Origin of the sequence: Paenibacillus glucanolyticus, from assembly GCF_037333485.1 — a bacterium.
Taxonomy (GTDB): domain Bacteria; phylum Bacillota; class Bacilli; order Paenibacillales; family Paenibacillaceae; genus Paenibacillus_AQ; species Paenibacillus_AQ glucanolyticus.
On sequence record NZ_CP147845.1, the window covers coordinates 5,640,055 to 5,659,519 of the forward strand.

Genomic DNA, 19,465 nt, shown 5'->3' on the forward strand with positions numbered 1-19,465 from the left:
TGACGAAAGTATCCGTTCACACAACATTTATGGCCTTAATCAATAATCAGCTTAAAGGGTATTCCCAAGAAAACGGCTGTCCACCGCAAATCTAGCAGCTGCAGCCCATTTTCTCTTCCCCGTTAAAATCAATCTGCGTCGGGTAATCATTGTCAAAACACGCCATACACAAGCCGCCCTTATGGCTGTGTTCATCATAACCGCCAATAGCAGATATGAGTCCATCCGGGCTCAAGAACGACAGGGAGTCCGCATTGATCTCACGGCAAATCTCCTCGACGCTTTTTTCAGATGCAATCAGTTCTCTGCGATCCGGTGTATCAATGCCATAGAAGCAAGGATTCTTGAATGGCGGCGACGTAATTCGCACATGCACTTCGGTAGCGCCTGCCTCGCGAAGCAGGTTGACGATCCGGCGGGACGTCGTACCGCGCACGATGGAGTCATCAATCATCACTACGCGTTTGCCTTCCACCACGCGCCGTACAGCGCTCAGCTTCATCTTCACGCCCTGTTCGCGCAGCTCCTGGCTCGGCTGGATGAACGTACGTCCGGTGTACTTATTCTTGATCAATCCGAGCTCATACGGAATGCCCGTCTGTTCGGCATAACCAATCGCAGCTGAAATGCTGGAGTCTGGCACGCCTGTGACCACATCCGCATCCACGAACGATTCCAACGCCATCTTGCTGCCCATCCGTTTACGGGCCGAATGCAGATTTGAACCGTTCAGATCGCTGTCCGGACGGGAGAAATAGATGTATTCCATTGCGCATAGCGCTTTGCGGCCGGCTTCCGTGTAACGCTCTTCACGCAGACCGTTTCTATCCAGAATAAGAAGCTCCCCTGGAGCGACATCACGTATCGCTTCCGCCCCGATCACTTCAAGCGCGCACGTCTCGGACGTGAAGATATACGCATCGCCAAGACGTCCCATCGTCAGCGGACGGAGTCCGTTCGGGTCCGAAGCGACAAGCAGCTTGTCGTTTGTCATGAGCAGGAAGGCGAATCCGCCGACCAGTCGCTTCAATGCATCCTTGGCTGCCTCGACAAAATCCTTGGGCGATCGTGCAATCAGATGCGCAATAACTTCCGTGTCACTCGTAGTCTGGAAAATAGAGCCCTCCATCTCCAGCTCACGCCGAAGCTTCGGCTCATTCACGATGTTGCCGTTCGTGGCAATCGCCAGATTGCCCTCGCGGTATTTGAAGACAAGCGGCTGCGCATTCGTCAGCCGACTGTCGCCGCTGGTCGAATAACGGACATGCCCGATCGACATCCCGCCCTTCAGCGATTCCAGCTTATCCTTGTCGAACACTTCCTTCACAAGCCCCATGCCGCGGTGATAATTGAAGTTCTCACCATCGGCCACGCAGATCCCTGCGCTTTCCTCCCCTCGATGCTGGAGGGCATGAAGCCCGTAATAGGAAAGGGAGGCGGCATCGGGATGCCCAAACACCCCGAATACGCCGCACTCTTCTTTTAATGTATCAAATATATCGCTCTGACCTGTTCCCTCATTGTAGTAATCCCCTGTCCACAGTCCTTCGGGCATCAGTTCATGAGACATGGAATGGCATCCTCCCAGACGGATTTCAAAGCCTCCACGGATTCTTCCAGCGCAGAAGCACCGTTAATGTTAATGCTAAGCTTGCTTCCGCCAACGAAACCAAGTGCCGTAAATGGTACGCCGGCTTCTTGCAGAAGCTTCTCAAGCGCGTTCTTATGATCAGCGGATACCGACAGCACGATCCGGGATTGGCTCTCGCTAAACAGCGCCACATCGCTGCGAAGCTCGGTCGACCATTCGACCGTTGCACCGACATTGCCGCTGATGCAGCTCTCGGCGAGTGCTGCTGCAAGGCCACCCTCCGACACGTCATGCGCGGATTGAACCAGACCGGATTGGATCGCCTTCAGTACGCCGTCAAGCAGTTTCTTCTCGGTACCGAGGTCAAGCTCCGGCGGTCTGCCTTCCGACACCCCATGAACGACCGCTTGGAACTCACTGCCGCCCAGTTCTGCAAGGGTATCGCCCAGCAGATAAATCGCATCGCCTTCCGCCTTGAAAGCTTGTGTCGTAATATGATCCGTATCATGGATCAGACCGACCATGCCGACAACCGGCGTCGGATAAATCGCGCCCTTCGTGTTCTCGTTATAGAGGCTGACATTGCCGCCAATGACCGGAGTTCCGAGCTCGCGACAAGCCTCGGCCATGCCGTCAACGGCTTTTTCCATCTGCCAGAATATTTCCGGCTTCTCCGGGCTGCCGAAGTTCAGGTTATCCGTAATGGCAAGCGGCTCTGCGCCAGAGCATACGATATTGCGCGCTGCTTCGCTGACCGCAATTCTGCCGCCCCGCTCGGGATCGAGATAGACATAACGGCCGTTGCAGTCCGTTGTCATCGCCAGCGCTTTGCGTGTTCCATGAACCGTCACGACAGCGGCATCCGAACCCGGACGAACCGCCGTGCTGGTACGAACCATGTAGTCGTATTGATTGTATACCCATGCTTTGCTTGCAAGGCTTGGTGAGCCCAGCACCTTCTTAAGGGCACCGCCCAAATCCTTCACTTCTTCATAACGGAGTGTATCCACGGCGGCCTGCTCTTTATAGTAAGCGGGCTCTTGGGATGGTTTATCATAGATCGGACACTCGTCAACAAGTGCTTTCACCGGCATATCGCCCACCACTTCATCATGATGGATCAGCTTCAAGCGGCCATCGTCCGTTACCTTGCCGACTTTGGCGCAGATCACGCCCCACCGGTCGAAGATTTCGCGAGCTTGAGCTTCATCCTTCGGCTCTACCACGAACAGCATCCGTTCCTGGGATTCCGACAGCATCATTTCATAAGGCGTCATGCCCTCTTCACGCTGAGGCACCTGGTCCAGGTACAGTTCAAGACCATTGCCGGCTTTACTTGCCATTTCCGCACTGGAGCAAGTCAGTCCAGCCGCGCCCATATCCTGAATGCCCAGCACGATGCCGGAATCGATCAGCTCCAGGCAGGATTCCATGACCAGCTTCTCCATGAACGGATCGCCGACCTGAACGGCCGTACGGTTCGCTTCGGATTCCTCCGTCAGCTCAACGGAAGCGAAGGTCGCGCCGTGAATGCCATCGCGTCCGGTTGGAGGTCCAACATAGAAGACCGGATTACCTACCCCTTTTGCCACACCGCGCTGAATCTTGTCATGGTCGATAATGCCGACACACATCGCATTGACCAGCGGATTGCCTTCATAACTCTCATCGAATACAACCTCGCCGCCTACCGTCGGGATTCCGATGCAATTGCCATAACCTGCAATACCGGATACAACGTGCTCAAACAAATATTTCACGCGATCGCTCTCGAGCTTGCCGAAGCGAAGCGAGTTCAGGATCGCAACCGGTCTTGCCCCCATAGAGAAAATATCGCGAATAATGCCGCCCACACCCGTAGCTGCGCCTTGATAAGGCTCAACCGCGGACGGATGGTTGTGGCTTTCGATTTTGAATACAACCGCCTGGTTGTCGCCGATATCCACGATCCCTGCGCCTTCGCCTGGTCCCATCAGGACGCGCGGACCGCTTGTCGGGAAGCGACGAAGGAGCGGCTTGGAATTTTTATAAGCACAATGCTCGGACCACATGACACTAAACACGCCGATTTCCGTATAATTCGGTTTGCGTCCCATGAAGGAACAGATCAGCTCATACTCGCTGTCCGAAACTCCCATCTGCTTATAAATCTGAAACTCTGCGATCTGTTCTGCTGTCGGTTCCTTAACGGACGTTTGCTGCGCCATGAGTATCCCTCCATGCCTGTAATATGGATGTGAACATTGCCTTGCCGTCATCCGAGCCGAGCAGACTGCTCACCGCGCGCTCCGGATGCGGCATCATGCCGATTACGTTGCCGCGCTCGTTGCAGATGCCTGCGATATCCTCTACCGAGCCATTCGGATTGTTTTGATACGTAAATACGATTTGCCGGTTGTCCCGGAGCTTTTGAAGCGTTTCTTCATCACAGTAATAGTTGCCTTCACCATGGGCGATCGGAATGACAATCTCTTGTCCTTGTGCATAATCGCGCGTAAATGGCGTCGTATTATTGTTCACTTTCAGCACACTGTCATGGCAGCGGAATTTCATCGAATCGTTGCGGCGCAAAGCCCCTGGAAGGAGTCCCGCTTCCGTCAAAATCTGAAATCCGTTGCAGATGCCAAGAATATACTTGCCCTCTTCCGCCGCCTTCGCCACTTCATTCATAACCGGGGCGAACCGGGAAATCGCACCACACCGCAGATAATCTCCGTAGGAGAATCCGCCGGGTACCAAAATACAATCATATGGGGAAAGGTCGGTTGCCGTATGCCATACGTAATCCACCGGCTGACCAATCGTCTCTTCTACCGCCTTATAACAGTCAATGTCGCAATTCGAGCCAGGAAAGACCAGCACTGCAAATCTCATCGGTTTAGCCCTCCAATTCATAACGGTAGTTCTCAACCACCGTATTGGCCAGAAGCTTCTCGCACATTTCTTTCACACGCTGCTCGGCTTCCTCACGGTTATCCGTACCCAGCTCAAGCTCCATATATTTACCGATGCGAAGACTCTCTACTTCCTTATATCCGATTGAATGAAGTGCACCCTGTACCGCTACCCCTTGAGGGTCCAATACGCTCTGTTTAATCGTGACGTAGACCTTTGCTTTCAACATTGTTTCCTGTTCCTCCTCGGTATATATGAATGAAATGGTTTATAAAAGCTTACAAGCTGACACCCGTGATTCGGCTGTAAATATCAGTGTAGCGGCGTGTTGTTTCCTCCACCACGGCTTGCGGCAGGGGACCCGGTTCACTGTTCTTATCCCAGTCGGACGAAGCGAGGTACGTGCGCACCGGCTCCTTATCCATACTGTCAATTTCAATGTCGAGCGCATAATGGTTCACATCCCAGAAACGGGAGGAATCCGGCGTAAAAATCTCGTCGATCAGCACGATCTCTCCATCGATCAAACCGAACTCAAATTTGCAATCTGCCAAAATAATGCTGTGCTTGCTGCAATAGTCGCGGGCGAACTTGTAGAGCATGAGGCTGCGATCCTGCAGCTGCAATGCGAGCTCTTCACCGACAAGCTCTTGCATCCGATCAAGCGAAATATCTTCATCATGACCGACATCGTTCTTGGCAGCCGGCGTGAAGATCGGCTTGGGAAAAGCCTCATTCTTGCGCATGCCCTCCGGCAGCTTAATACCGTTAACCTCGCCCGTGGACTGATACTGCCTCCAGCCGCCGCCGGTAATATATCCGCGGACGACGCATTCGATATCGATGCGCTCGGCTCTGCGGCACACCATGATTCGGCCATCGAGCAGCGCCTTATCCTTGACGGCATCACCCAGGAGATTCACGTCCGTATGCACAACATGATTGCTGATAAGCTGTTCCGTTTGCCCAAACCAGAAAGCGCTCAGCTTGTTCAGCACGGTTCCTTTGGCCGGTACAGGCGGCTCCAGCACATAGTCAAAAGCGGAAATGCGATCGGTGACGACGATGAGTACGTGCTCCCCCAGGTCGTACAATTCACGCACCTTGCCCTTGTACAGCAGCGGTACGTTGACCAGATGAGTGGCGGTCGATAATGCCGGTAATGTCATGTGTTCCTCCCCTTGGGGCGACGTATATCTCAATCTGAGACTGTCGCTCCCTGTATTTCTGTCGGATGAAAAATAGAATGCTCAGTATCATGTGGACTAAAGATCTTTAGCTTGTTCATCACTACGAATGCGGATTGTTTTTCCGATCCCTGTTGCCCCCAGATTTCCATGAATATGATTCAAAGGTTAAAATCCGGGGGCAAAGGGGACCGCTATCGCTTCTACAAAACAATTCCGCCTTCTCCGCTGTAGAACTTCTTATACCGACATCCTTACTCCAGCCCCAGCTTGGCAAAAATCGTATCCACATGCTTCAGGTGCCAGCTTGGATTAAATGCATCCTCAATCTCCTCAGCGCTGAGCACCTCGGTGATCTCAGGCGTGGCTTCCACGATCTCGCGGAATTGGCGCTGCTCTTCCCATGCCTGCATGGCGCGCGGTTGAACGGTATCGTACGCTTGCTCGCGGCTGAAGCCTTTGTCGATCAGTTTCGTCAGGATGCGGCCCGAGAAGGGAACGCCATAGGTGCGAGCCATGTTGCGCTTCATGTTCTCCGGGAATACCGTCAGGTTCTTCACGATATTGCCGAAGCGGTTCAGCATGTAGTTCAGCAGCATCGTCGCATCCGGCAGGATGATGCGCTCTACCGAGGAGTGGGAGATATCCCGCTCATGCCAGAGCGGCACGTTCTCGTAAGCGGACACCATGTGACCGCGAATGACGCGCGCCAGGCCCGAGATGTTTTCCGAACCGATTGGATTGCGTTTGTGCGGCATCGCGGAAGAACCCTTTTGACCTTTAGCGAATGCTTCTTCTACCTCGCGAACCTCACTCTTCTGCAATGCGCGAACCTCAGTTGCAAACTTCTCAAGCGATGTAGCGATAAGTGCCAGGGTTGCCATGTATTCCGCATGACGGTCACGCTGCAGCGTCTGGGTCGAGATCGGCGCTGCCTTCGTGCCGAGCTTGCGGCATACGAATTCTTCTACGGAAGGATCGATGTTGGCATATGTTCCGACCGCCCCCGAGATTTTACCGTATTGGACGCCGTCAGCCGCATGGCGGAAGCGCTCCAGATTGCGGATCATCTCTTCATGCCACAGCGCCATTTTCAGACCAAACGTTGTAGGTTCAGCATGAACACCATGCGTTCTGCCCATCATCGGGGTATGTTTGTAGGCCAGTGCCTTCTCTTTCAAAATACCGATAAAACGCAGGATGTCCTGCTCCAAAATATCGTTAGCCTGCTTGAGCAGATACCCCATCGCGGTATCCACCACGTCCGTCGAAGTCAATCCATAGTGGACCCATTTCCGTTCCTCGCCCAGGCTCTCCGATACCGCGCGGGTAAAGGCGATGACATCATGGCGGGTTTCCTGTTCAATCTCATATATCCGATCCATATCAAAAGTCGCATTCTGTCGAAGTTTAACGGTGTCTTCCTTCGGAATGACGCCAAGGTCTGCCCATGCCTCACATGCGCACAGTTCCACTTCCAGCCACGCTCTAAATTTGTTCTCCTCGGTCCAAATTGCTCGCATTTCCGGTCTGCTGTAACGTTCAATCATCGTTTAATCCTGCCTCCAAATATTCATTTTCTCTACCCATTCTAGGGCGGCATCCACATCCCCGCACAAGAGGTTGATATGTCCCATCTTGCGGTTAAGCTTCGCCTCGCTCTTGCCGTACAGATGAAGTTTAGGCACAACACCCAGAGACTCTGCCAGCGTATCCTCATTACCGAAGCGCTGCACGACCTCCTCCAGATGCTGGCCGAGCACATTCACCATAACAACCGGGCTCAGCAGCGTGGTATCTCCGAGTGGAAGATTACATATGGCTCTCACATGCTGCTCGAATTGGGAAGTTGAGCAAGCCTCCATCGTGTAGTGGCCCGAGTTGTGCGGACGTGGTGCAAGCTCGTTCACGTACAGCTCGCCATCCTCGGTCACAAACATCTCCACGGCCAGCAGGCCAATCGCTCCTAAGCCTTCAGCCACGCGTTCCGCGAGCTGACAGGCCCTGCGCTGAACGTCGCTTTGCACACGCGCAGGTACAACCGACAAGTGCAAAATATTGTTGACGTGCACGTTCTCTGCCGGCGGAAAGCTCTTCACGATACCGCTTGGGGTGCGTGCAGCGATCACGGAAATCTCGCACGCAAACTTCACAAACTTCTCCAATACGAGCTCCGTTCCACTGGCTGCCAGCTCCCTGTAAGCCGACCCCAGCTCATCCTCGCTGCGGAGAACCGCCTGCCCTTTACCATCATAACCTCCCGTAGCGGTCTTAAGCACGCACGGAAGTCCAAGCTCAGTGGCGGCGGACTGCAAATCTGCAAGGCTTGTTATCTCACGATACGGTGCAACCGGCACGCCTGCGGCTTCAATTGCCGCCTTCTCACGCAAACGGTGCTGCGTGGTATAGAGCAGCTTGCTTCCTTGCGGAACATAAGACTGCTCCTCCAGAAGCTTGGCTACGCCCGCATCGACATTCTCGAATTCGTACGTAATGACATCAGCACTCTCTGCCAATTGACGTGCAGCTTCGACATCATCGTAACCTGCCGTAATCTGCTCAGCCATCTGACCGAGCGGCGAGTTCGGCGTCGGGTCCAGCGTGACGAACGAATAACCCATCCGGATGCCGTCCAGCGCGATCATCCGTCCAAGCTGGCCGCCGCCCAGAACGCCAATGACGGAACCAGGCAAGAGCTTTTTACCGGATCCGGTTGTCTGCTGTGTTCCGTTCTCCATCATAAGTTATTGCTGCTTTCCAGCACTTCGTCACGAATACGGTCACGACGCGCCTGCACTCTTTCACGAATCCCTGCATCCGAAGTACCCAGTATTTGAGCTGCGAGAAGTCCAGCGTTAGTGGCCCCCGCTTTGCCGATGGCTACGGTGGCTACCGGAATGCCCCCTGGCATCTGTACGATCGACAGCAATGAATCCAGACCCTTCAGCGCTTTGGATTTAACCGGAACGCCGATGACCGGCAATACCGTCTTGGATGCGACCATACCAGGCAGGTGCGCGGCTCCACCAGCTCCGGCGATAATGACGCGAAGCCCCCGGCCCTCCGCTTCCTCGGCATAACGGAACATCAGGTCCGGTGTGCGGTGAGCAGATACGACTTTTTTCTCATACGGAATTTCAAGCTCGTCTAACACCTCGCATGCATGGGACATCGTATCCCAATCCGATTTGCTTCCCATAATAACTCCTACTTGTGCTGACATGAAGTTACCCCCGCTTTCTTCGAAATTCGACAATTCGTTGCTGACCACTGAAAAAAGTCCGATCCCGTAAACACAAAATCTGTGCAGGTCTCGGACATACAAGGATTACGAACGCTGCTGCTCCAAGCAGAAGAGTCATTCGCATCCGCCGCCAAAGAGGCAAACAAGAAGTCAGGCCCCGTTGTTGCCGCACCGTTTGTATTCCCTCGTAGTCCGAAAATTTACGGTTTTCGGGTAGAGACTTCCGGGCCATATCCCCGGTTTTATACGAGAAATATTAAATTTCATCAATCACGCTTCATAAGTTATTTTGAACCTCAACATCCTCAGTTTATCAATTTCTGACACCTAGTGTCAACCTAAACACGAACAATCAGATTTGCACAAAAAAATAATGTTCGTATCTGGCAAGTGAGGCGTGCAGCAGCAAAAACTTCTTGGAGACTGCGGGCTTTATAAGGCCTGCCAATTGGTGGATATGAAAAACTGTAAGCAGTACATGTTGAGCAATTAGCAGCGCTGCGCTGACGCATCGTGATTCCGATCGCTGTTAAACACGGGAAACTGGATTGAACTATAATGGATGTTTCCCGTGTTTAAAGGCGAACGCTGGCGCTTCTCCATCCACGATTCGTCCGCTCCGCTGGAGCATATTCAATGGAGATTTTTTTGCTGCTGCATTGAGGGTAAGGGAAAAGTATTATCGCAGAATAAAATAAGACCGTATTCTGCTCTTTAATTGTAGTTACTTACACGAAAGATGGGGGCTAGTGTCGAAATCTTATCATCCGACATCTGGGGGGGAGTTTATCTTGCGAGATAAGAATGGAAAGCCTCTGACGTTTATACTGTCTTATCTTTATAAAAAAAGGGACGCTCTCAGCGTCCCCAACATCATTATTTCACGACCAATACTGGAACCGTTGCATGCTGCACCACGTTATGGCTGACACTCCCGAGCACAAACTCGCGAATACCGCCAAGACCGCGGCTGCCGATAACGATCAGGTCACTGCCGTTCTGATCTGCATACTCCAGAATAACTTCAGCCGGAGGACCCTGAATCATCTCCACCTGACCAGGCACGCCAGAATTCTCAATTCGCTCGCGGATCTCCTCAGTCGTCTGCACGGCAAGATCGTAAACATCTTTATTGAGTGAAGCTGGAATCGGAGCTAGCCCTTCCCCAACGAAAAAACGCGGAAAATCGTAAGCATGAATGACATCCAGCGCAGCTCCCGGCGTTACCTTCGCAAGTTCAACCGCACGTCCGAGTGCTTTATTCGCTGCCTTGGAGCCGTCGTAAGCTAGAAGAATTTTAGTAAAAAGCATACAGGCCACCTCTTTCTGTTGTTAAAAGACCTACTACTTATTATTAAACAACTTCATACCCATATGAAACGAGCTAACTGACTTGCTGTTCGGCTGTCCCCTTATGTAAAAACCAGGCTAATCCGACTTCAACCCCAGAAGTACGTATACAGCGCAACGTTCACGATTAATAACAGCGGTACTCCGATTTTAAAAGATAAATGCCTTGTCTTATGACGTTTGCGGTACATCGCAATCCATACGCCCAAGGCACCGCCAATTGCAGCCAGCAAAAAGAGCGTTCTCTCCGGAACACGATCCCGTCCCAACCGGGCACGCCGCTTATCCTCGGACATGACCAGATAGGCTACCGCATTGATAAAAATAAACCAAACGATCAGTGCAGGTCTCACGTTGGCTCACGCACCCCCATTTCAACTGATCCATGCTGCTCAATCAGCCATTAGTTCTACCATCATTATAAAACCGCAGGCTATTGAAGACAATGCCCGGCTAATCAGCCCTGCCGCCGCATCATCCGCAAATGCCATTACGAGGACACCGGTTTGCCGGCAAGAACCGACTCCCCGATGCCCAGCACAATGACAACTAAGATAATCGAATCATTCGACCGTTACGAAAGCTCAAGATTCATTCTTGGGTATTTCGTTCAGGCTTGGTACATAGTCTGCAGCCTTTTTCGGTTTGAGGGTTTTACTCTCCTCAAGAATGCTTGATTTGTTCTGCTGATTTTCGGTTTTTCTCGCTTTATGATTCGGCATGCAAATCACCCCCTGTCCGTAGAATGGGCCATTGCGCCGGAGGTTATGCTAACAGCGGCAAGAAAAAAAGCATTTCGAGCATCTGAGGTCTCATAAACAACCGACTACTCCTTGCCCTTCTGTTCAAGAGCTGCTTTCAACAGGTCGCCCAGATTCGAACCGATCGACTCCTGTTTGCTGAATTGCTGTACGAGCTTCCGTTCCTCCCGTTTGTTCACATGTTTGGCGTCCTGCTTCAGCGTTTCGGTAATGCCGCAGCCAAGGCACTGCACAAACATTCCCGCCTTGCCTTCTTTCATCTCCATCTTCTTATGGCACTGCGGGCAGCGACGGTTTGACAGACGTTTCTCACCGGAACGCTTATATCCGCAATCTTCGCTCGGGCAGACCAGCAGCTTGCCGCGCTTGGTCTTCTTCTCCAGCAGCCTTGTACCGCAGTCCGGACAGTGGCTGTTCGAGACATTATGCGGCTTATATTCCGCGTCGCTTCCCTTAACCTCGGTGACCAGTTTCTTGGTCATGTCCCGAATGCCACGCAGGAACGGCTCCGGCTTGCCTTGCCCCTTCGCGATCCGCTCCAGCTCAGCCTCCCAGCGTGCCGTAAGCTCCGGTGTTCTCAGCTCTGGAGCAACAAGCTCAATCAGTTGCTTGCCCTTACCTGTCGGATGCAGGGATTGCCCCTGCCGTTCGATGGTGTCCGAGCTAACCAGCTTCTCAATGATGTCCGCCCGGGTCGCGGGTGTTCCAAGACCGTGCTTCTCCATCTGCGAGAGCAGTGCCGCCTCGTTGTAGCGCTTGGGCGGCTGTGTCCGTCCCGGTTTCAGCACGCAGCGAACCACCTTCACCGTCTCTCCTTCCTTCAGTTCAGGCAGGAGTTTGCCTGAGGACGCACCCTGGGCATCCTCAGGCTCATCATCGCCGTCATCATCATAATCACCGCCATAGACCTCACGCCATCCGCTGTCCTTGATCGTTGTCCCTTTCGCGTAGAGCAGCTCTCCTTCAATCTGCACGGTTACCGATACGTTATCGTACCGGGCAGGAGGATAGAATAGGCTGATGAAGCGGCGCACGATGAGATCGTACAGCTTCCGCTCATCAACAGACAGCTGATTAAGCAGCACGGTTTGCTCCGTTGGAATGATTGCATGATGGTCCGTTACCTTGCTATCATCCACAACCCGTTTGCCTGGCGATATATTTTTGCGCAGCAATGGACGTGCAAGCGATGCATAAGGTCCTATCGCAATGCTCGACAATCTCTCCTTCAACGTCCCCACCATATCGGATGTCAGATAGCGGCTGTCCGTTCGCGGGTAAGTGACCAGCTTATGCTGTTCATACAGGCGCTGCAGCACATTCGAGGTCTGCTTGGCCGAGAACCCGAACCTGCGGTTGGCATCCCGCTGCAGTTCGGTTAAATCGTAAGCCAGCGGATGCGGCTCGTTTTTCTCGCTCTTCTTCACGCTGGTGATTTTCCCGGTGCTGCCTTCCAGCTTCGACTTCAACTTCGCGGCCTTATCCTTCTCAAACAGACGACCGTCTCCGCCCGCCGGACGCCACGAAACCTCGAAGCTTCCCAGATCGGCCTGCAGTGTCTCATACTCTTGGGAGCGGAAATGGACAATCTCCTTCTCACGGTCCATGATCATTCCGAGCGTTGGCGTCTGAACCCGGCCTGCCGACAGCTGAGCATTGAATTTGGTCGTAAGCGCACGCGTCACATTGAGGCCAACCATCCAATCGGCTTCCGCCCGGCAGCGTGCGGACTCATACAGTCGATCAAACTGCTGTCCCGGCTTCAGCGATGCGAACCCTTCCTTGATTGCCTTATCGGTCTGGGAAGAAATCCATAACCGCTTGAACGGCTTGTTCCACTTCGCCATTTTCAGAATCCAGCGCGCAAGCAGTTCCCCTTCGCGGGCGGCATCGGTAGCAATGATCATCTCCCCGACATCCTGTCGCTTCATCAGATGCTGCACCGTCTTGAACTGGTGGCTGGTTTCCTTAAGCACTTTAAGCCTGGTGTTATCCGGCAGGATCGGCAAATCCTCCAGCACCCAGGTTTGATATTTCTTATCATAATCCTCGGGTTCTGCAAGACCTACCAAATGCCCAAGCGCCCAGGTCACAATATATTTCGGTCCTTCAAAATAATTCTTCTGCTTCTCTCGGCTGCCCATCACTCTGGCAATTTCCTTCGCGACGGACGGCTTCTCAGCCAATACTAATACTTTCATAGCCCTCCCCTTCCTCTGTTCCCCTATTATAACCTCCCTTCGTTTATTTCCACAAAAATGAATCAGATCGTTCGCTTCGCGAGCCAGGCAAACGTATGGCTGGCACATATCGGGCAGCCCTGGTTCTTCAACTCCTCTATCGTGGGGAAATCGCCCTGGATGCCCACCTGCAGCACGCCGCCGCATTGAATGCATCTGTAGGTGCGGACCGTTCGCCTCACCTCGCCTGTATAGAGCTCATCTTCAAAAAAATCCGTAATATGCGGCGCAGTTAATTCCGTTGTTTTCAGTACAATCATTTGCCCGCTGTTCCCGATCATCTGCGCTCCGATATATTGATTGAAATGAAGCAGCACTTGTTTCACCGACAAGCCCATCCGGACAAATTCGCGCTGCATGGATAACGTAACATCAGGAGACTTATGCGCGAAGGACAGAAAGATGGGATTTCCCTTCCCTTTTTTCAACGTATGAATCCCCCGGGACAAGAACAGGGTCATCCCTTGAAGCGTGTATGGCGGATCCGTGAAGAAACAATCATACTGTCCGCTCCATTCCCTGGCTAATGGCTGCCTGAGATCGATACGTAGGCAGGCAATCGATAAGCCTTCTCTCTCGGCCATGCCGCTTATAAATTGCAGAAATCGCTCATCGATATCGATTACGGTTATACCCGCTCTTTGACCCTCCATGTTCGGGAACAGCCGTTTAAGCAACAGACCGAGCGAGATGCTCACAAGATCGTCGTCTCCAACACACATAATGTTCTTACCGATCAGACTATGCTCCCTCAGACACAGGACAGCCCTTCGCAGACTGGTTTCCACCGTGCATTGGGACTGATCAATCTGAACATCAACCTGCGGTCGCAGCTCAAGAATTTCCGTGAGCCTTGTCAGCACATCCGAAAGCTCCGTCTGCCAATCGTTCTCCTCTGCCATAAGGCTCCGATACAGCTCCTGATCCAAGCCGCCGTATCCAAGCTCATGCTCAACATACAGCTTCCCTAAATGGGTGCAGCGCACACCTCGCTCCTGGACCAAAGCTCCTGCCTTCATAAACTCCTTCTTGATCGCTGCGGCAACAGGTACAGGGAGATAAGTGTGCCGAGCCAGCTCTTTGGTGGAAATACCGGGCCGCATATAACTCGCTATCAGCAGCTGTTCAATTACCTGTGGGCCTTCCTGCAGGCGAACTCTTGATTGTACAGCCTCTATATAATTAATCACGTGAATCACGCTCTTTTCCTTGAGAATGGACTTGCCTTTACCCTGGAAAAGAACACACGCGATCCCATAGACGCTTCTTCAGTAAACGAACAAAAGGACAGAAGTCCATGAACCATAGTCCACCTCCTGTCCCTTATGCGGGAAGCCGCGCCAATCGCACAGCTATATACAGTCAATATATAATGGATGGGTTGTTGTGTTCTTAACCAGGTTGACTCCATTCCTTGCGCCATAGCAAAATAAACCTCGCATCAAGCGGGCTTTTTTCCAATAAAATGCACAAGTCAAGAGTCTATAAAGTTTGGTTAGTTAAGAACACACACCGACATCAAAACATCTCCTAAATTTCATAGTGGAATCAGGCAGACCACAGCCTGCGGAACATACAATAGTTCAAACTTCGCTTATACTGCTTGTTCATATCGACTACGCAGCTATTGCTGTTACCCTAACATTCCCCACATTTCTCATCGGCATGGGGAATGTCTGAACCGTCCGAGCGCTGACCCTATTGGGGATAGGAGCAAAGTCATACAGACTTAACTCCTTACCTAATATCGGGTCATAGTTCACGTTCCTTTCGGAAGAGGGATCCAGTCTGCTCGCCAAAATGCCGCGAGCCCGATGCAGCCGGGATTTCACCGTACCTTCCGGTACTCCTACGATTTTGGCGATATGCCGAATCGGCATATCCCTATAATAGTGAAGCTGAATGACCTTGCGTAAATCGTCTTCCAGATGCGCCACAGCTTCCTTAACCTCAATCGCTTCATACGGCACGACATCAACGTCCTTAATAGTGGTTTCAGCCGTTCGCAGCCGCTTCTGAGAGCGCAGCAATTGAAGGCATTCATGTATAAGGATGCGGCACAGCCAGGTTTTGAAATAAGCAGGCTCCTTCAAGGTCGAGATGGCTCTAAACGATTTGAGGATCGCTTCCTGTACGGCATCCGCACAATCCTCATCCTGTTTCAGGTACATCCGGGCTAAGCCATACAAGCTGCGTTCGTAAACCCTTATCAACCTGCTGAAAGCTTCACGATCCCCGTATTTGGCAAGCTGAACATCGCGCTCTATATTAGGTTTCTTATTCACATTGCGAGACCTCCTCTGCTGCATAACATTGCTTTCTATAAGTTTAGATACCTGAGGGTCTAACTAGGTTCACGTAAAAATAAATTTTTATTAAAAAAATGACGGATATGTTGTGGACACCTTCATTTTTGCACATTTTCGTTCATCGTTTCCATACGAAATCATAACACGGAGCTTCACTTGCTTGTATTTATAAAAAAACACCGCAGGGAGTTTGTCCCAACGGTGTCCACGTAACCCTGTTAATATTTCATATCATGAAGCTGAATCCTATCCTATAGATTTCCATCCCATTCAGTTCATATCTTTATTAACGTATCGTCCATGATCGGGAACGGCAAGGCGGTTAAACTCTCGGGCCAGCCGATCCAGCGAATCCCTCATCTCATCCCCGTGCATCGACACGCCGTGTCCAGTTATTAGAATCCGGGGTTTTAATTCAGCCAGGCGGCGAACCGATTCCTTTGCAAGGTCCCAGTCCGGTGTAAAGTACATCGGTGGGCCATGCAGCTCCTTCTCCTGCCCTATGACAGCTAATGCAGATTCCTGCTTCACCGTAATGACAGCATCTCCGGCAATTAGAACGCCGTCTGTAGCGCGATACAGGGAGATATGACCGGGACTATGCCCTGGTGTATGAATCCACCGCCAATCAGGGAGATTCGGCACCGTGCCATCATGGGGCAATGGACGAATTCGTGAGCCCAGATCGATCGCTTTATGAGGATACATCGGGGCGACACGGGCCAATAATCCACCGCCCACGCTTGGATCTGCTGGAGGGTAATCCTCATCTCCAGTCAGGAACGGCATTTCGTTCCGGTGAGCGTAGACAGGTACGCCCCAGCGGTCCGACAATGCCTTCACATTGCCCACATGGTCAAAATGGCCGTGCGTAAGCACAATACAGACAGGCGGACGAGCGAACCTTTTTTCTGCTGCCTCTGCAATCGCTTCTTCAAAATTACCTAGGCCGCTGTCCACCAATACCCAATCACCTGAACTCGGCAGGCCAATCATCTGGATGTTCACCATCACGATGCGCATAGAAAGGATATCCGGCACAATCTCTTCAGACTCTATCGCACCCGTCTTTAACATACTGTGATCATTCATTATGAAAAGTCGCCCCCATCCTCGTTATAAAGTGCTTCTTGTAATAACATACCCGTTTTGACACTTTTCAACGAGGAAACAGGGGAATGCTACTGAATCATTTTGTTGAGACGCTCCAGGTAACGCCATCGAGTAATAAAGAAATACATGATCTGTATGCTGAGGAAGAAGATAAAAATCTTCAAACTGTGACCTACAATGGAGAAGTCGACCAACTGCTGAAGGGCAACGAAGGCAACACCGCTATGGATCAGTGCAATGAGCATCGGAAGGAAGAACATGATGACAAGCTGCTTGGTGATGATGATGCCAAGCTCTTTTTTACTGAGACCGACCTTGGCAATCATGCGATATTGCTGTTCATCCCGTGCAAGATCCGCATACAGGCGGAAATAGACAAAGCTTGCTGCAAAGGTAAAGAAGACGATGCCAACCAATCCGCTTACCATGAGTAAGATGCCGTTCTGCTGCTGGGCGTTTTTCCAATCGAAATACAACGATTTTAGATAATAGCTGTTGTCTTCATTCTCGTTAAAACGTTCCAGAATCGATCTGGACACGTCCCCGGTATTCTTCCAATCCTGCACGTAAAATGTATGGTAGGCCGCATAGCCGTATTCTTGGTCCTGCTGTGCCTGCAGCGCATCCTCGTACAAGCGGTCGGATACAACCAGCGTCTCCCCGTAGCTTTCGGGTACCGCAATGAACGTTTCGGCCTTGAGCACCTTGACGATTTCCGATGTTTTGCCGTTTAATACCTCGAACTGATCAGACAAAGGACCGTCGATGCGGTAGCTGTTCTTCTCCGAGACCGTTCCCGGAGTCAGAATTCCTTCCAGATCGCCCAATGTTTCTGCCGGGTAACCCAGCGATTGAATGAGACCGTTATATTCGCTCAGCTTAATCAGCTTAACCCCGTTATCCGTGAAAATCGGGGTAACCTCTGCCTCCTTATAATCCAGTCCTCCCTTCTTGAGCTCCTCCCTGATGATATCCAGATGCCGATTCCCTTTATCCTCATCCTCGTCATACATGGAATATGTGTAAGCATAAGGGTTCTCCATCGCAGACAAGCCCGGATCCCCAATCGCCAGCGTCGTCCCAATGCCGGTAAAGGCGGATGCCGAAATGACCGATACAAGGAAAAACATCACTGCATTGTCCTTGATTCTGTACAGCAGCTCCGATACCGTCAGCAGGTTGGTTTTGCGAAAAAAGAATCGTTCCCTCTTCTGCAAGTACCGCATGAAATAAACGCTGAACTGGGTGAAGAGAAAATACGTGCCCGTGATGACCAATACAACACCGCCCAGCAGCAGCAATAGATTGAAAATTTGGAGAATGGCAAAGGCCATAACCATGCCGTATCCCGCAGCAATCAGGAAAACGGCGAGCACAGCCAGCCAGGGTGAGGCTTTCGGCTGGGGCTTGGGGCTTTCCTCCGCTTTGACAAGAGCGAGCAGCGTGCCCTTACGGAGCATAAGCGAGGAGAACAAGGCAATGAGCAAGAACAACACGGCGTAAGCCACTGCCGTCATCACAAGCGCTTGGAGTGGAAAATAAAACGGCAGGCCCTGATCCACAGCCATCAGCTTGGCGCTGATTAACAGAATGAGCTTTGAGAACAGCATGCCGATTCCCATACCGGCGATGATCGCAGCAGCGCCAATCAAAATATTTTCGATAAACAGCATCCGATTCAACTGTTTGCGGGACATTCCGAGTATCATCAGTATGCCGAATTCCTTCTTCCGAACCTTGATAAAGGCCCCAACGGAATACAGCAGGAAAAAGAATGAAAAGACAAACACAATATATTGGGATACCGTCATGCCCATGGTTCCCAGCATGCTCAGGGTTCCGCTGGAGGAGACCAAGCCGTCCTTGAGCTGCGGGTGAAACGAGAGCAGGCCATAAGTAAAGAAAATCATGACAGAGAAGGCACTGCTCAGAAAGTGGGCGATATATGTGCGCTTGCTGCGCAGGACATTATTAATGGCGAACTGGCGAAAATTCATGTCCCGAACCCCCCAGCAGCGATAACACGTTGATAATTTTCTGATAAAAAGCCGACTGGCTGTCACCGTACGTGATCTCGTTGTACAATTGACCGTCCTTGATAAACACCACCCGATTGCAGTAACTTGCGGCCAACGGATCATGGGTGACCAGCAGCATGGTCACTTTGTCTTCCTTGTTTCTGCGATCCATGATCTCCATGACGTCGCGCGCGGATTTGGAATCCAGATTCCCCGTCGGTTCATCCGCAAGCACCAGCTTCGGAACGTGGATCATCGCCCGCGCTACAGCTGTCCGCTGTGCCTGTCCCCCTGAAATTTCATAGGTCCGCTTATCCAGAATCGATGTAATGCCCAGCTTCTCTGCCAGAACGCCGACCCGTCGGTTCATCTCGTCCAGATCGACACCGTCCAGCGCCAGTGGCAGCAGAATATTCTCCTTCACGGTCAGTGTATTAAGCAGATTGAAGGACTGGAAGACAAACCCGAGCTCGCGGCGGCGGAACATCGCCAATTGATCCTGTGACAGACGAAACGGATTTTTCCCGCCAATGCTGATCTCACCGGATGTGGGACGGTCGATGGTGGATATCATGTTAAGCAGCGTCGTTTTCCCGCTGCCGGAAGGTCCCATAATGCCAACGAACTCCCCTTCGTTGATGCTCAAATTGATATTGGAAAGCGCCTCGTGGGACACCGCGGCCTTGTAGACTTTGCCCAGATTGCGGACGTTCAATATTTCCATCTTGTTAAACCTCACTCTCGTTATTTCGTAATC

The 19,465-nt window shown here is 51.8% G+C and carries 17 protein-coding genes and 1 riboswitch; all 17 genes read right to left on the reverse strand.

What is annotated here, in order from left to right; translation table 11 throughout:
- Positions 1-91: 91 nt before the first annotated feature.
- The 17 genes from purF to WDY75_RS26295 all read right to left on the reverse strand — a co-directional run bounded on the left by purF (position 92) and on the right by WDY75_RS26295 (position 19,432).
- Positions 92-1,570 (reverse strand): amidophosphoribosyltransferase, encoded by a 1,479-nt coding sequence (gene purF / locus WDY75_RS26215; RefSeq protein WP_006208288.1) that lies wholly within the window; start codon positions 1,568-1,570, stop codon positions 92-94.
- On the reverse strand, positions 1,555-3,798 hold the full coding sequence (gene purL / locus WDY75_RS26220; protein WP_006208287.1) for a phosphoribosylformylglycinamidine synthase subunit PurL: 2,244 nt from the start codon (positions 3,796-3,798) through the stop codon (positions 1,555-1,557). Before purL ends, purF begins: the two co-directional genes overlap by 16 nt.
- On the reverse strand, positions 3,776-4,465 hold the full coding sequence (gene purQ, locus WDY75_RS26225; protein WP_063478596.1) for a phosphoribosylformylglycinamidine synthase subunit PurQ: 690 nt from the start codon (positions 4,463-4,465) through the stop codon (positions 3,776-3,778). The genes purL and purQ overlap by 23 nt, the downstream gene beginning before the upstream one ends.
- A 4-nt stretch (positions 4,466-4,469) precedes the next feature.
- On the reverse strand, positions 4,470-4,715 hold the full coding sequence (gene purS, locus WDY75_RS26230; RefSeq protein ID WP_006208285.1) for a phosphoribosylformylglycinamidine synthase subunit PurS: 246 nt from the start codon (positions 4,713-4,715) through the stop codon (positions 4,470-4,472).
- A 49-nt stretch (positions 4,716-4,764) separates the two neighbouring features.
- Entirely contained in the window at positions 4,765-5,655 is an 891-nt protein-coding gene (locus tag WDY75_RS26235; RefSeq protein ID WP_006208284.1) for a phosphoribosylaminoimidazolesuccinocarboxamide synthase, read from the reverse strand.
- A 272-nt stretch (positions 5,656-5,927) separates the two neighbouring features.
- Positions 5,928-7,223 carry an adenylosuccinate lyase gene (gene purB / locus WDY75_RS26240; RefSeq protein ID WP_006208283.1) on the reverse strand — a complete coding sequence of 432 codons (1,296 nt, stop codon included), beginning with the start codon at positions 7,221-7,223 and terminating at the stop codon, positions 5,928-5,930.
- A 3-nt stretch (positions 7,224-7,226) separates the two neighbouring features.
- A complete protein-coding gene (gene purK, locus WDY75_RS26245) occupies positions 7,227-8,414 on the reverse strand; it encodes a 5-(carboxyamino)imidazole ribonucleotide synthase (RefSeq protein WP_063478595.1) in 1,188 nt (395 codons plus the stop codon).
- On the reverse strand, positions 8,411-8,896 hold the full coding sequence (gene purE / locus WDY75_RS26250; protein WP_006208281.1) for a 5-(carboxyamino)imidazole ribonucleotide mutase: 486 nt from the start codon (positions 8,894-8,896) through the stop codon (positions 8,411-8,413). Before purE ends, purK begins: the two co-directional genes overlap by 4 nt.
- 189 nt (positions 8,897-9,085) lie before the next feature.
- Positions 9,086-9,187, reverse strand: a riboswitch (purine riboswitch).
- 606 nt (positions 9,188-9,793) lie between these two features.
- On the reverse strand, positions 9,794-10,228 hold the full coding sequence (locus WDY75_RS26255; RefSeq protein WP_006208280.1) for a universal stress protein: 435 nt from the start codon (positions 10,226-10,228) through the stop codon (positions 9,794-9,796).
- 128 nt (positions 10,229-10,356) lie between these two features.
- Positions 10,357-10,620, reverse strand: coding sequence for a DUF1294 domain-containing protein (locus WDY75_RS26260; protein WP_063478594.1), 264 nt, complete (start codon positions 10,618-10,620; stop codon positions 10,357-10,359).
- Between the two features lie 231 nt (positions 10,621-10,851).
- On the reverse strand, positions 10,852-10,989 hold the full coding sequence (locus tag WDY75_RS26265) for a hypothetical protein (RefSeq protein WP_006208278.1): 138 nt from the start codon (positions 10,987-10,989) through the stop codon (positions 10,852-10,854).
- Between the two features lie 104 nt (positions 10,990-11,093).
- Entirely contained in the window at positions 11,094-13,229 is a 2,136-nt protein-coding gene (locus tag WDY75_RS26270; protein ID WP_063478593.1) for a DNA topoisomerase III, read from the reverse strand.
- Positions 13,230-13,291: 62 nt separating this feature from the next.
- Complete coding sequence (locus WDY75_RS26275) at positions 13,292-14,458, reverse strand: bis-aminopropyl spermidine synthase family protein (RefSeq protein WP_063478592.1); 1,167 nt, start codon at positions 14,456-14,458, stop codon at positions 13,292-13,294.
- Positions 14,459-14,884: 426 nt separating this feature from the next.
- The gene (locus tag WDY75_RS26280) at positions 14,885-15,553 is read right to left on the reverse strand and encodes a sigma-70 family RNA polymerase sigma factor (RefSeq protein WP_231888000.1); all 669 of its coding nucleotides are present in this window, start codon (positions 15,551-15,553) and stop codon (positions 14,885-14,887) included.
- 294 nt (positions 15,554-15,847) lie between these two features.
- Positions 15,848-16,669 (reverse strand): MBL fold metallo-hydrolase, encoded by an 822-nt coding sequence (locus tag WDY75_RS26285; RefSeq protein ID WP_063478591.1) that lies wholly within the window; start codon positions 16,667-16,669, stop codon positions 15,848-15,850.
- 89 nt (positions 16,670-16,758) lie between these two features.
- Entirely contained in the window at positions 16,759-18,687 is a 1,929-nt protein-coding gene (locus WDY75_RS26290; RefSeq protein ID WP_006208274.1) for an ABC transporter permease, read from the reverse strand.
- Positions 18,662-19,432 carry an ABC transporter ATP-binding protein gene (locus WDY75_RS26295; RefSeq protein WP_063478590.1) on the reverse strand — a complete coding sequence of 257 codons (771 nt, stop codon included), beginning with the start codon at positions 19,430-19,432 and terminating at the stop codon, positions 18,662-18,664. The genes WDY75_RS26290 and WDY75_RS26295 overlap by 26 nt, the downstream gene beginning before the upstream one ends.
- Between the last annotated feature and the right edge of the window lie 33 nt (positions 19,433-19,465).

Coding starts and splice junctions, on each gene's coding strand:
- purE (WP_006208281.1), bottom strand. CDS start 8,896: ATGTCAGCACAAGTAGGAGTTATTATGGGAAGCAAATCGGATTGGGAT.
- WDY75_RS26295 (WP_063478590.1), bottom strand. CDS start 19,432: ATGGAAATATTGAACGTCCGCAATCTGGGCAAAGTCTACAAGGCCGCG.
- WDY75_RS26285 (WP_063478591.1), bottom strand. CDS start 16,669: ATGAATGATCACAGTATGTTAAAGACGGGTGCGATAGAGTCTGAAGAG.
- purQ (WP_063478596.1), bottom strand. CDS start 4,465: ATGAGATTTGCAGTGCTGGTCTTTCCTGGCTCGAATTGCGACATTGAC.
- WDY75_RS26270 (WP_063478593.1), bottom strand. CDS start 13,229: ATGAAAGTATTAGTATTGGCTGAGAAGCCGTCCGTCGCGAAGGAAATT.
- purL (WP_006208287.1), bottom strand. CDS start 3,798: ATGGCGCAGCAAACGTCCGTTAAGGAACCGACAGCAGAACAGATCGCA.
- WDY75_RS26235 (WP_006208284.1), bottom strand. CDS start 5,655: ATGACATTACCGGCATTATCGACCGCCACTCATCTGGTCAACGTACCG.
- purS (WP_006208285.1), bottom strand. CDS start 4,715: ATGTTGAAAGCAAAGGTCTACGTCACGATTAAACAGAGCGTATTGGAC.
- WDY75_RS26265 (WP_006208278.1), bottom strand. CDS start 10,989: ATGCCGAATCATAAAGCGAGAAAAACCGAAAATCAGCAGAACAAATCA.
- purK (WP_063478595.1), bottom strand. CDS start 8,414: ATGATGGAGAACGGAACACAGCAGACAACCGGATCCGGTAAAAAGCTC.
- WDY75_RS26290 (WP_006208274.1), bottom strand. CDS start 18,687: ATGAATTTTCGCCAGTTCGCCATTAATAATGTCCTGCGCAGCAAGCGC.
- purF (WP_006208288.1), bottom strand. CDS start 1,570: ATGTCTCATGAACTGATGCCCGAAGGACTGTGGACAGGGGATTACTAC.
- WDY75_RS26255 (WP_006208280.1), bottom strand. CDS start 10,228: ATGCTTTTTACTAAAATTCTTCTAGCTTACGACGGCTCCAAGGCAGCG.
- purB (WP_006208283.1), bottom strand. CDS start 7,223: ATGATTGAACGTTACAGCAGACCGGAAATGCGAGCAATTTGGACCGAG.